The 11,542-nt window shown below is 66.8% G+C and carries 17 protein-coding genes; all 17 read right to left on the bottom strand.

Going from position 1 to position 11,542, the window contains the following annotated elements:
* Nucleotides 1–74 precede the first annotated feature (74 nt).
* The gene (locus RB623_RS22815; protein ID WP_308059308.1) at nucleotides 75–521 is read right to left on the bottom strand and encodes an NlpC/P60 family protein; all 447 of its coding nucleotides are present in this window, start codon (nucleotides 519–521) and stop codon (nucleotides 75–77) included.
* The gene (locus RB623_RS22810; RefSeq protein ID WP_308059307.1) at nucleotides 518–1,408 is read right to left on the bottom strand and encodes a DUF2163 domain-containing protein; all 891 of its coding nucleotides are present in this window, start codon (nucleotides 1,406–1,408) and stop codon (nucleotides 518–520) included. The genes RB623_RS22815 and RB623_RS22810 overlap by 4 nt, the downstream gene beginning before the upstream one ends.
* Nucleotides 1,405–2,052, bottom strand: a complete 648-nt coding sequence (locus RB623_RS22805; RefSeq protein WP_308059306.1) for a DUF2460 domain-containing protein — start codon at nucleotides 2,050–2,052, stop codon at nucleotides 1,405–1,407. Before RB623_RS22805 ends, RB623_RS22810 begins: the two co-directional genes overlap by 4 nt.
* 151 nt (nucleotides 2,053–2,203) lie before the next feature.
* Nucleotides 2,204–2,770 carry a phage tail tape measure protein gene (locus RB623_RS22800; protein ID WP_308059305.1) on the bottom strand — a complete coding sequence of 189 codons (567 nt, stop codon included), beginning with the start codon at nucleotides 2,768–2,770 and terminating at the stop codon, nucleotides 2,204–2,206.
* A 42-nt stretch (nucleotides 2,771–2,812) separates the two neighbouring features.
* On the bottom strand, nucleotides 2,813–3,037 hold the full coding sequence (locus tag RB623_RS22795; protein WP_308059304.1) for a rcc01693 family protein: 225 nt from the start codon (nucleotides 3,035–3,037) through the stop codon (nucleotides 2,813–2,815).
* Nucleotides 3,034–3,375 (bottom strand): gene transfer agent family protein, encoded by a 342-nt coding sequence (locus RB623_RS22790; RefSeq protein ID WP_308059303.1) that lies wholly within the window; start codon nucleotides 3,373–3,375, stop codon nucleotides 3,034–3,036. Before RB623_RS22790 ends, RB623_RS22795 begins: the two co-directional genes overlap by 4 nt.
* Nucleotides 3,372–3,788, bottom strand: a complete 417-nt coding sequence (locus RB623_RS22785) for a phage major tail protein, TP901-1 family (protein WP_308059302.1) — start codon at nucleotides 3,786–3,788, stop codon at nucleotides 3,372–3,374. The genes RB623_RS22790 and RB623_RS22785 overlap by 4 nt, the downstream gene beginning before the upstream one ends.
* Nucleotides 3,789–3,958: 170 nt before the next feature.
* Nucleotides 3,959–4,369, bottom strand: coding sequence for a DUF3168 domain-containing protein (locus tag RB623_RS22780; RefSeq protein WP_308059301.1), 411 nt, complete (start codon nucleotides 4,367–4,369; stop codon nucleotides 3,959–3,961).
* The gene (locus RB623_RS22775) at nucleotides 4,350–4,538 is read right to left on the bottom strand and encodes a hypothetical protein (RefSeq protein WP_308059300.1); all 189 of its coding nucleotides are present in this window, start codon (nucleotides 4,536–4,538) and stop codon (nucleotides 4,350–4,352) included. Before RB623_RS22775 ends, RB623_RS22780 begins: the two co-directional genes overlap by 20 nt.
* A complete protein-coding gene (locus RB623_RS22770; RefSeq protein ID WP_308059299.1) occupies nucleotides 4,535–4,870 on the bottom strand; it encodes a phage head closure protein in 336 nt (111 codons plus the stop codon). Before RB623_RS22770 ends, RB623_RS22775 begins: the two co-directional genes overlap by 4 nt.
* Nucleotides 4,870–5,439, bottom strand: a complete 570-nt coding sequence (locus RB623_RS22765) for a head-tail connector protein (protein WP_308059298.1) — start codon at nucleotides 5,437–5,439, stop codon at nucleotides 4,870–4,872. The genes RB623_RS22770 and RB623_RS22765 overlap by 1 nt, the downstream gene beginning before the upstream one ends.
* 339 nt (nucleotides 5,440–5,778) lie before the next feature.
* A complete protein-coding gene (locus tag RB623_RS22760) occupies nucleotides 5,779–7,032 on the bottom strand; it encodes a phage major capsid protein (protein WP_308059297.1) in 1,254 nt (417 codons plus the stop codon).
* A complete protein-coding gene (locus RB623_RS22755) occupies nucleotides 7,029–7,721 on the bottom strand; it encodes an HK97 family phage prohead protease (protein ID WP_308059296.1) in 693 nt (230 codons plus the stop codon). The genes RB623_RS22760 and RB623_RS22755 overlap by 4 nt, the downstream gene beginning before the upstream one ends.
* Entirely contained in the window at nucleotides 7,718–8,050 is a 333-nt protein-coding gene (locus RB623_RS22750; RefSeq protein ID WP_308059295.1) for a DUF6107 family protein, read from the bottom strand. The genes RB623_RS22755 and RB623_RS22750 overlap by 4 nt, the downstream gene beginning before the upstream one ends.
* 117 nt (nucleotides 8,051–8,167) lie before the next feature.
* Complete coding sequence (locus RB623_RS22745; RefSeq protein WP_308059294.1) at nucleotides 8,168–9,343, bottom strand: phage portal protein; 1,176 nt, start codon at nucleotides 9,341–9,343, stop codon at nucleotides 8,168–8,170.
* A gap of 111 nt (nucleotides 9,344–9,454) precedes the next feature.
* Nucleotides 9,455–10,777 carry a terminase large subunit domain-containing protein gene (locus RB623_RS22740; RefSeq protein WP_308059293.1) on the bottom strand — a complete coding sequence of 441 codons (1,323 nt, stop codon included), beginning with the start codon at nucleotides 10,775–10,777 and terminating at the stop codon, nucleotides 9,455–9,457.
* Nucleotides 10,692–11,189, bottom strand: coding sequence for a hypothetical protein (locus RB623_RS22735; protein ID WP_308059292.1), 498 nt, complete (start codon nucleotides 11,187–11,189; stop codon nucleotides 10,692–10,694). Before RB623_RS22735 ends, RB623_RS22740 begins: the two co-directional genes overlap by 86 nt.
* Between the last annotated feature and the right edge of the window lie 353 nt (nucleotides 11,190–11,542).

The raw sequence follows: 11,542 nt of genomic DNA, 5'->3' as shown, positions 1-11,542 counted from the left end.
TGCGCCGGACGGCCGCTCCCGCTTCATGCGGCCATGCGACTTCCGGAAATTTTCGATGAAAAATCGAGAGAAACTCAGCCGATCTCGGGAAAGGCGAACGCCGCCGCGATCCGTTTGCGCCATTGGGGGACCAGCGCGCTGACCACCACCGCGCTGCCCTCGTAGGCGTGCACGAAGCGGTCGGGCGCCACCAGGATCGCCGCGTGCTTGGCCGGCAAATGCGCCCGCCAGCGGAACAGGATCAGGTCGCCCGCTATAGCCTCCGCCAGCGGTTTCTCCCGGCAATGCCGCCGCGCCGCCTGCAAAAACCGATCGCAGCCGCCCGTCTCCGCCCAGTCGACCGAATACGGCCCCGGCTCCTCTGGAACCGCGCCATAGACCGCCCTCCAGACACCGATTAGCAAGCCGAGGCAATCGCAGCCGACGCCTTTGCGCGCGCCCTGATGCCGGTAAGGCGTTCCCACCCAGCCGAGCGCTTCCGCCACGATGCGGGCGTTCACGTCATCGGTTCCGTCGCTCATGGCACAAGCGGCCCGCCATCGAACACGTCGCCGTCGACAGCGTAGCCATACGCTGCGTCGTTGCCCGGCAAATGCGGAAAGCCCTGAAAGTTCACGGCATTGCCGAACTTTTCTCGACAGGTCGAAAATGCCTTATCACAGCCCGCCCGCACCAGGAACGCGTCGCCTGTTTCGGGCGAAGGCCCTTCTTCCGGCTGCAGCGACAGGCTGACGCCGCCGGCGGCTTTCAGATGCCCAATGACATGCGACTTGGCCCCGGCCCGCGCCCCGCTCGTCCATTCGACCAAGCCGAACGAAAACCAGCCGGCGGCAAAACCCTCCAGCCCCGAGACCCGCAGCAGATCCGGCGCCTCGATGGCCAGCACCGTCCCCGTTGCCGAAAAGCCGGGCTGGTCGAGCACGAAGCGGCAGCGCGCGTCGCCCAGTTCAGCGTCGCAGCGGCGCGCGATCACGCGGCCATTGACCTGGTCCAGCGCGTGCATGCGGCTCTTCAGCTCGGCGACGAAAGCGCCGTCCCGCCGTGTGATCTTGCCGATCGTGGCGCGGCGCAGCCGGGCGAACTCTCCCGGCGCGCGCCAGTTGACCAGAAACGTTTCGACCGTCGCGTCGTCATAAAACCCGCGCGCGATGTCGGCCTCGTCGATCTCGTCGGAAGACAGCGCGCCCTCGACATCGACCGTGTCGACCGCCAGTCCCATCGTGTCGCGCGCCTCCGTAGCGCTGAAGCCGGTCAGCGGCCGGAACGTAGTCCCGTCCACCGTCAGCGCGTTGTCGTGGTCGGTAAAACCCTTGACCGTGCCGTCGCGCCGCGTCAGCCGCCAGCAATGGCAGACGGTCGTCGCCGTGCCGGCGAGATGCGCGGCCAGCGCCTCCGGATAGATCGTCACAGCCTCACCTCCACCAGCGGGATCGAGGGGATGGCACCCGCCTTGAAGGCGCTGATGCCGACCTCCAGCCGGTCGATGTCGAAACGGACCGGCACGTCGAACTCGAATCCGGCAGTCACCGCTTGCCCCTCCTCTGGAATGGCGGAAGGCGAAAAGACGATGTCGCCGGTCGAGTCGTCGAAGCTGTAGTCGGCCGGCGCGGCGATGATGCCGGTGACGGCCACCGCCAGGCTGGTCAGCACCGGTTTTCGGATCGGCCGCGCATAGGCGCCGTCACCCGCGCCATACAATTTGACCAGCGGAAACCGCGCCGTCACGCCGTCACCGGTGCCGAGCATCTGGTCGGAGGGAGACGGTGTCGCGTCCGCCCGGCACGACTTCATGTCGAACGGATCGCGGAAGCGGAAGGCATGCAGCGAGCCGCGCCGCGCTTCGAAGAAGTCGACGATCTCGTAGAGATCGGCCAGCGAGCGCAGCCCGGTGCCGACGTCGTAGCGATGCCGCGAATGGGCGAAGCGCGCGTTGCGTTTCTCGCGGCCCGACGTCAGCGTGACGATCTCGTTGCGCCGCTCCGGCCCGCCGGTCGCGCCGAAGGACACGGCGGTCGGAAGCCGTACGTCGTGGAAGGCGGAAAGTTCAGTCATGTGGATCCCTAAAGAGGGGAGTAGGGGAGTAGGGGAGTAGGAAAAGGCTCTCATATGCGGCCGGAACTGCAATTCGCCATTTTTCAGGGAACGACAGCCTCCCCTATTCCCCTATTCCCCTATTCCCCTATTCCCCTATTCCCCTATTCCCCTAAAACGTCCTCATCCCCCGCGACACCGCCCGTGCCAGCATGCCGGTCACCTGCGCTTCCGATTTGCGGAAGGAGGCCGCGTCCTGGGTGGTGACGTTGAAGACGATGTTGACCGGCCCGCCGCCATTGCCCTGCGCGGCGACGCCCAGCCGTCCGTCGGCGCCGCGCCTGAGCGGCAGGATCGCCTCGGCACCGGCCTCGCCCATCAGGCCAAGGCCGCCGCCGGCCGGAAAATAGGTCGGCGCCGAAACCACGCCGCCGGAGGCGAACGGCACGACACCGCCCTTGGCAAAGGGCAGCGCGCCGGAAAGTCCGCCCGTCAGCCCTGAAAACAGCGAACCCACCAGGCCTTGCAGCGGCTGCAGCCCCTGGTTCAGCGCCATGCCGGTCAGGTTGAGCGCGATGCGCCGCAGCACGCCGTCCAGCTCGCGCCCGTCGATAACCGCGCCGCGCAGCGCACCGGTCAATTGCGAGCCGAATCCCGCGGAAAGCCGCTGCAGACTGTCCAGCGCCGTCAGGAACGGCTGCGTGTCGGCCTCGATCGAGACCACGACATTTTCGGCCATATCAAGAACTTCCCATGCAGGAGTGTGCCGGGCTCACCGGCCTCATCGGTTTGGCAGCGCGTCCGGGAATGCCATCATCAGCGCCGCCAGCTCGTTGCGCCCCGGCGGCGCGCTTGCGCCGGTCTTGAAAAAGCTCATGGCCCGCTCGATCTCGCGCGGCGTCATTGCCCAAAAATCGTGCGGAGAAAGCCGCAGCAGGCCGAACCCCACGGCCATCGCCGTGTCCCAGGGAAAAGGTTCGCCGCCTTTGCCCGCCGCGGCGCTCAAGGGTTTTGCGACATCTCCGCAGGCTGCTTCGCGCCGAATGTCGCTGCCAGCAGGTCGGAGACGATTTTTGCAAAACCCGCCACCCCGTCCGCCGCCTGCATGCGCGCCACCTCCTCGTCGGAAACCGGGTTGCCCCCTCCCCGCAGCCCTGCCCCGACGATGCGGATCAGATCGCGCGCCGACAGCCGGCCTCCGGCGAAACGCTCGATCAGCGCGCCGAGATCGTCGGCTTCATAGGCCGCCTCCAGCTCCGCCAGCGCACCCAGCGTCAGGCACAGCCGAAAGCCTTGCCCGTCGAGTTCCGCGGCCACCTCGCCGCGCCGCCGGTTGACGCTCATGGCGCCACCGCGAAGCTGATGGCGCCGGCCGATTCCAGCCCGATCTCGAAGGTCATTTCGCCGTCATGATTGCCCGAATATTCGAGCGCGGCGATCTGGAACGGCCCCTCGACCACGCCGAAATCCGGGATCGCCACCTGCCAGTCGACGATCTCCGCCGAGAAGAAGCGGGTGCGGATCGAGGCGTCGGACTGTGCATCCCTGAAAATGCCGGAGCCGCTGACGGAAGCGCGCTGTACGCCGCTGCCGGCCAGAAGCTCGCGCCAGCGTCCCGCCGAATCCGCGTCCGTCACGTCGACGGTCTCGCTGTTGAAGGCGAGCCGCCGCGCCCGCAGGCCGGCGACAGTGATGAAATTACCGAGACCGTTGAGATCGATCTTGAGCAAGAGGTCCTTGCCCTTCTGTGCAGCCATCTTTTGGCCTCCCGAGATGATTTTTTTAGTGCGCCGCCGCTTACTCCCGTCGAGCGCATATGGGCTTGCGTCGTCCAATGATCCTCCACGCCTCGCCTACGGCGAGACGCGTAGGAGAGACGAACCGGCAAAGCCGGATCGGACAGGATAATTGTCCGTATGCGATTGGACTACCCCGCTACCTCTATCAGCGCCCGGAACCGCATCAGGCCGTGATGCACCGATGCGTCCTCGTCGAAGCGCACCTCCGAAAACTCCAGGCGCAGGCTGACCAGATGATAACCGACAAGTTCCAGCGGCGCGTCATGGAGCAGCGTTTTCGCGCGCTCCATGATCGCCAGCGTCTCCTTCTTGCCTTTCGCCGTGGACCAAACATGCAGCGTGAACAGATGCTCGTCGCCGCTCTCGGTGCCGGTACTCCAGTCGAACACGCTGGTTCGGCCGAAGGTGATGTAGGGAAAGGCCACATGCCCCGGCGCGAGGTCGTGGATCTTGCCGGCGCCCAGCAGCGAGGTCAGCGCGGCGTCGCCGCCCAGCGCGGCGAAGATCGACTTCTGCAGTTCAGCGGCGGATTTCGTCATCGTCGGCATCCATCATGGCGGGCGGCGCCGGCCGGCGGCGGGGCGTGGAGAGGCCGCCCTCGAAGCCGCTCTTGATATCGGGATATTCCACTTCATCCGCAAGCTGTTGCGCCTGGATTCTGAGAGTTCGAATCAAGCTGTCCACGGTCAGCTTCATCGACAGTTTCATTGTCCGGCCTCGCGCACGCGGCAGCTCAGATAGCGTCCCGACTCGTCGGGATCGTGAACGGTCAGGATCTCGAACAGCCGCGCCAGCCGGACGAAACGCATGCCAGGCAAGACGTGGTCGCGGCGCCGGATGGTGATGCGGTGGGTGTTCTCCTCCAGCGTCTGGTCGGCGCCTAAGCGGCTGGCCTGCGAGACCGGTTCGATCAGCCCGAACACGGTCGCGACCTCCTGCCAGGTCTGGATATGCCCACCCAGCCCGTCGGCTGCCAGCGCCGCCGCCTGCAACGACAGTTCGATGCGCAGCGCGCCCGGATCGAGAAAGGTCGAGCGCATCAGAGCCTCCTGTCGCGATGGGCTGCGATCATCCGCTCATATTGCGGCGGATAGGCCACAGGCTGCTCGTCGGGGCCGAAACTCGCGCGGAATTCGTACCAATGCGCCACCAGCACCAGGATGGCGCGGCGCAGCAGGTCGGGCACGTCGGGTCCCGCCTCGCCGAAGCCGGCGCGGAAATCGATCTCCAGCCCGTTCAATGCCCGCATCGGCTCGGGTCGCGCGCGGAAGAAGAGTCTCGCCGGCCGCGAAATGAGGTCGGCCTGGTAGTCGCCCGCGCTCACCAGCGCGGCTTCGCCTTCGGTGCCGTAGGCGGTCACCGCGATGATCTCCCGAACGGGATGGCGCATCAGCAGGACGACATCGCTGCGGGGGACGGCGTCCAGCGCCAGCCGCCAAGTCTGGTCGATCAGCGCCAGCCCGGTCGCCCGCTCGACGTCTTCGCGCGCGGCACGGATCAATCCCTCGATCAGCGTGTCCTCGGACGAGCCGGCGAGCCGCAGGAAGCTTTTGGCCTCCGAAACGGTGACGGGCTCCGCCTCCGGCGCTCCGGTGAGAACCAGTGTCATCAAAAACCTCGCGGTTGAGAGACCGTCTGAAAATGGTTCAGGGCGGAACGCCGTTTGCAGCCCGCCCTCAGCCATTTTCAGACGATCTGGGAAAAGGAGCGGCCCCGGCGGGAGAAGACCGGGGCCGCGACGGCACTCGCGACGCAGGGCGCAGGAATGAGTGACCGCCCGTCGGCTATGTGCCGTTTAAGATGGCTCCAAGCCTGCCCATAAAATTCGTCAGGCCGTGGCGAAAAGGGTGTTTGGAGAGCACCGGAGCGGAACGTACGTTAAGTACGTGAGCACCGGAGCGCAGCCAAACGCCATTTGCAGCCCGGCATGGCGGATTTTCGGGCAGGCTTACGTCGTGCCGTATTTCAGCAGCTTGATCGCGTCGAAATCCTGCACGCCGCCGCCGACGCGCTTGGTCGTGTAGAACAGCACGTAGGGTTTTGTGGAATACGGATCGCGCAGCACGCGCACCCCGGTGCGGTCGACCACCAGATAGCCGCGGGCGAAATCGCCGAAGGCGATCGGCGTCCCGTCGGTGGCGGCGTCGGGCATGTCCTCGGCCTCGACCAGCGGAAAGCCCATCAGCATGGCGCGGCTGCCCGGCGTCACCGGCGGCTGCCACAGATAGTTGCCGTCGGCGTCCTTGAGCTTGCGGATCGCCGCCTGGGTTTTGCGGTTCATCACCCAGTTGGCGTTCTGCCGGTAGCCGGCCTTCAGAGCGTAGACCAGGTCGATGAGCTTGTCAGACGGGTTGCTTGCCGGCAGCGCGCCGGCCACGCCCGTTGCGACATAGCCGATGTTGCCCCAGGTCCAACTCGCTTCGGCCACATTGCCGTAGTCGAGAAAGCCCTTCGGCTTGCTGGTGCCGTTGCCATTGACGAAGGCCGTGCCCTCCTGCTCGGCGAATGCGGTCTCGATCTCCGCCGCGATCCACTGGTCGAGATCGACCACCGCATCCTCCAGCAGCGCCGGCGTCGCCGCCGGCATGGCATAGAGTTCGGCCGTCGGAAACTGCAGCTCCTCCAGCGTCGGCGAGTTGGTCTGCGGCCGCGCCGCCACCTCCGCCACCCAGCCGACCGCCGGCCCGGTTCTCGAGAACGGCTTTTTCAGCACCGCCGACGAAACCTGGCGCACCGAAGCGATGGCGCGGATCGGCGAAATCTGCGCCAGCCGCTTGCCGATCTCGGCCTCGATCTCGTCGGGCACCAGGTAGCCGCCGTCGGCGCCGGAGCCGATCGACATCGCCTTCAGATCGAGCGCCCGCATCGCCCGCTCGTCGCCGCGCCTGAGATAGGCGTCGAACGCCGCCTTGTGCTCGGAGGGCGCGGCCCTGCGGCCGGCGTCGCCGAGCGGCGGGCGCACCCGCTTCAGCGCCAGTTCGTCCAGCGCGCGTTTCTGCTGGTCGAGCGCCTTCGAGATGCGCTCCACCTTGTCGGTGGTGACCGCGTCTGCGCCGAGCCGCCGCTCGATCTCCGCCAGCTTCTCGTCATTGGCCTCCTTGAAGGCCTCGAATGTCGTCATGAAGTCGCCGAAAGCCTCGGCGAGGCCGGTGGCGTCCGCCGACTTCAATTCCAGCCCCGTGGGGCCCGTGCGTTCCGTCATGGTCGTGAAATCCTTGTTGGATGCATGATGCGTGTGGCCTCGCGAAGCCTGCTCACGAGGTCGTCCGACGATCCCGGGGCGGCGTCCCGCTCGCCCACGAGGGTGGCGTAGCCCTTGGCGATCACCGTGCGGGCCTCGCCGCGCGTCAGCCCCGCGTCCCGCGTGAGCCAGCGTTCGAATGTGCGCACCGTGGGCAGGCTCGCGCGGCCCTTCACCGCCTCGACGCGCGCGCCGGGCAGCATCGGGAACGTCACCACCGAGATCTCCCACAGGTCCGCCTCGACGATGCGGCGCACGCCGCTCGCCGGGTCGGTCGTCGCCTTCACGGTGCGAAAGCCGATCGACAGCCCGTCCAGCGCGCCGGCGCGCATCAGCGACAGCACCTCGCGCGCCCTGGCCGCGTCCTTGGCGAGCCGGCCGCGCACGAACAGGCCGCGCGCGTCCTCCGAAAGCTCTGTCCAAACGCCGATCGGCTCGCTCGGGTCGTGCTGGTAGAGCATGCGGATGCCGGCGATGCCCCGGTCGCGCAGCGAGCGGGCGAAGGCGCCGCGCATCATCATATCCTTGCCGAGGTCGATAGCGCCGAACAGGCTGGCATAGCCGCGAAAGCTGCCGTCTCCCTCCACCTGCGCCAGTCTTACGCCGGCATATTTGCGCTCGGCCGCCAGCGCGCCGTTTCGTCTGTTCATTTGCCGCTCCTGAAAATCCTGCCGGCGATGCCGGCCGCGAAGGCGCGGCTGATCAGGCCGAGCGCCCACCAGGCGCAGAGGCTTGCAAGCGCCGCACCCATCAGCACCATCTCGCCGGGGCCGATCGCCTTCGCGATGCCGAGTTCCGTGGCGATCTTCAGCCCGGCGGTGCCGCCGAAGACGAGGCCGCAGACCAGCCCGACGGCGAAGCGTATCGCCGCCTCGCGCGGTCCGGCCGGCAGCATGTAGGCAAGCGAGATCGCCGAGCCGGCGACAGCACCCGCCCCCTTGGCGGCCCATAGCAAGGCCGCTTCGTTGAAATCGGTCATGATGTGATTGTCCGGTGGAAAATCAGCGAATAGCGAATAGGGAGTAGCGAATAGGGAAGAAATCCATTGACTTGCCCCTGCCCGCACCAACGCTCGCTATTCGCTATTCGCTATTCGCTATTCGCTTCTTCCGTACCCCACCGCCTGCCGCTTCTCGTCGTCGGTCAAGAAATCCGCAGCCCCCACTCTCGTCCACAGGGCCTCGCGCTCGGCGGCAAGCCCGTCGACCTGGTCGGCGTCGTACCAGAGCCGCAGGCCCTCGCCGAAAGCCGGCGCCAGCCACGCGGAGAATTCTCGCAGGGTGCGACCCACCATCGGCAGCACGGTCATGCGGTAGAAGGCGCGGTTCGCCTCCTGGTAGTTGGCGTAGGTCAAGTCGCCCGGAATGCCGAGCAGCATAGGCGGCACGCCGAAGGCCAGCGCGATGTCGCGGCTGGCCGAATGTTTGGTCTCGACGAAATCCATGTCCTTCGGCGACAGGCCCATGGCCTTCCAGTCGAGCCCACCCTCCAGCAGCATCGGCTTTCCGGCGCGTGCTGCTCCCGAATATTGTTCCTTCAGATCGGCCTTCAGCCGGTCGAACTGCTCGTCGGTGAGGTTGCCGCCGTCCTTCGGAGCATAGATCAGCGCGCCGGAGGGCCGCGCCGAATTGTCGAGCAGCGCCTTGTTCCAGCGCCCCGCCGCATTGTGCGTGTCGAGCGCCATCAGCGCCGCCTCCAGCGGAGGAAACCCACGATGGTCGTCGAGCGGATGGAACAGCGAAAGCTGCAGCGCCCCGCCCTCGTCGGCCCGGCCGAGCGGCACGGCGCGCCGTGCCTTGTCGGTGCGGTATTCAAGTACGGCCGGCCAGCCGGCTGCGTCGCAGGTCACCGACACCCGGTCGGGTCGCAGCAAGTGTAGCTCGCGCAGCACCTCGCCGGCCTCGACCAGCTCGACATAGGCGTTGCCGGAAATCAGCAGGTGTCCGTAGAGCGCCTCCAGGAACGTCGCGCCGGCCTGCCGTCCGTTCGGCCGCTCCAAGAGCGCCAGCAGCGGATGTTGCGACAGTTCGGCCTCGCCCTCGTAGAGCAGCCACGGCACCGCCGACGCCGTCTCGGCGATCAGCCGCACCGCGCGGTGCACGACCGGGTTCTTCATGAACCCTTCGCGCGCCAGCGTCGCGTAGTCGCGCCGCGTCCACGCCGCCTCGGCCTGCATGTGCAGGGCGACGAAACCGCCCGGCCACGTGCTCTTGGCCTCGGGCACAGTTCCGCCGTTCCGGGCGCTGCCGCGCCAGGGCCATTTCAGTCGCATCGGCGATCCTCGGTTAAGAGCGAATAGCGAATAGGGAATAGGGAATAATTCCATTGACTTGGCCGGAACCAAATCGATCCTCGCTATTCGCTATTCGCTATTCGCTATTCGCTATTCGCTCAGAGTCCTGATCTTCGGCTCCGAATACCTGTCCGGCAGCAGTTCGCTCACCGCCCACACCAGCGCGTCGACGCGGTCCGGCGAGCGGCCGCCGGAGAGCCCGTCGGGACCGAAGTCGCACATCTCGTCCTCCAGCGCGGCGAAGCGGCCGGCATGCACAACCCTGCGCTGCTGGTAGAGCATCGCCACCGGCTCGGCCCGCGTCCATTTTCCGCGCCGCGCCCGCACCGCTTTCACCGGCACGCCGGCATCGAGCGCGCGGATCACCGCGCCCACCATGTCGCCGCCCTGGTTGACCTCGGCGACGATGCGATCGGCCTCCAGCAGGTGGAACAGTTTCACCGCGGCGCCCGCCCAGTCCTGCGGCTTTGCCGCGCGCAGCGAGGCATCGGCCAGCACCACCACCCGCCCGTCGCCGGCCAGTCCCGCCGCGACGATGCCGCAGGCATCCGACGAACGCCCGGCGCTCGCCGGCGGGTCGACCGCCACGACGATGCGCCCGACCTCCGGCACATCCGCCTTATAGGCTGCCTCGACCTGCTCGCGCGACCACAGCGCGTCCTCGCGGTCCTCGATCAGCTCGCCGTCAAGCTCCTGCCGCCCGAACCTGGTCTCGCCATAGCGCTCCTTCACCGCCGCGATGAAACCCGGCGCCAGGTTCTTGGCATTGCCCACCGTCGCCAGCCTCGTTACGATCACCTTCGGGTCGGCGATCAGCCGCTTCATCAGCTTTGTCGGCCGCGGCGTAGTGGTGATGATCTGCCGGGGCAATATCCCCAGCCGCAGCCCGAACTGCAGCATGTCGAAGGTCGCCTGTGCGTTCTTCCACTTGGCCAGCTCGTCGCACCAGGCTGCCTCGAATTGCGGCCCGCGCAGGCTTTCCGGATCCTCCGACGAAAACACATGCGCCACCGCGCCGTTCTGCCAGACCAGTCGCCGCCGGCTCGGCTCGTAGCGGGCGACATTGTCGCGCGCCGTCGCCCTTATGCCCGACGGCCCCTCGATCATCACCTCGCGCACGTCCGACAGCGTCTCGCCCACCAGCGCGATCAGATTGTGCCGCCGCCTGCCCTTGGTGAAAGGCGGCAGGCCGCGCGCCACGGCATTGATCCATTCGGCGCCGAGCCGCGTCTTGCCGCCGCCGCGCCCACCGGTCACCAGCCAGGTCGCCGGCTGGCCGAGCAGCAGCGGATATTGCGGCGGACGCGCCTGCGTGACCCACTGCCCGTCAGCCAGGCTCGCCCCGTACAGGCCCAGCACCCTGAGCGACCATTGCCGCTGCAAATTCCTTTGCGAGACGGACAATTCTTTCATTAACGCGGTCAAGGACGTCTGCGAGGTCTTCATCTCTTCGGATCTGGTTTTCCCGCGCACTCTCTTCGGAGCGCAAAATCTCGTCGATCTTCTCCAGCCCGCGGATCATGGCGAGCAGCGTGTCGATCTCCTGCCTGTCGTTCTTGCCGTCATCGCCGTCTTGCAGCGCCTCGACCTTGTCGAGCAGCCCGGTCGCCATCGCCCGCAGCCGGGCGCCGATGTCCGGCTCCGGCTCGCGGCCGATCGCCCAGCCCTCCTTCTTCGCGTCGGCCCGCAGCGTCCTCAGCGAGCGCGCGCTGGCGTCGGCCAGCAGTTCCAGCGTCGGCTTTGCGCCCTCCGCCAGCATCCGCAGCGCCCGCTGGCGCGACAGCGGCCGGTTCGCCCGCTCCCTGAGCGGCGATTCTTTTGTCATTTTCGATTTTCCCTGATTGTGCCCGAACGGCGCCACAGGGCCTCTTCCCCGTTGAGGAGGAGATGGCCGGCAGGCCAGAGGGGGTCGCCGGCGATTTGCTCACCTGCGCGCCACTCACACTTTTCGGACGATAGCTGAAACCTACCAGACCACCGTCACGCCGTCAAGGACTTTCTTCCTATTTCGTTTAGGGATCAGAGGTAGGTTTTTGGCATGTGGACGACTGCATGTGTTCTTAGCGTAAGGGCCGCTCTCTCCCCAATTTGTGACTATGCAGCATATCGCACCCAGCCTTTGCCGGCGCGAATCGGAATAGGCTCTACCGACGCGTCGCGACCGTGCTATTCTTGAAT

The organism is Mesorhizobium sp. LHD-90, from assembly GCF_030929505.1.
Taxonomy (GTDB): Bacteria; Pseudomonadota; Alphaproteobacteria; order Rhizobiales; family Rhizobiaceae; genus Kumtagia.
This window is presented reverse-complemented; position numbering and strand designations above follow the sequence as displayed.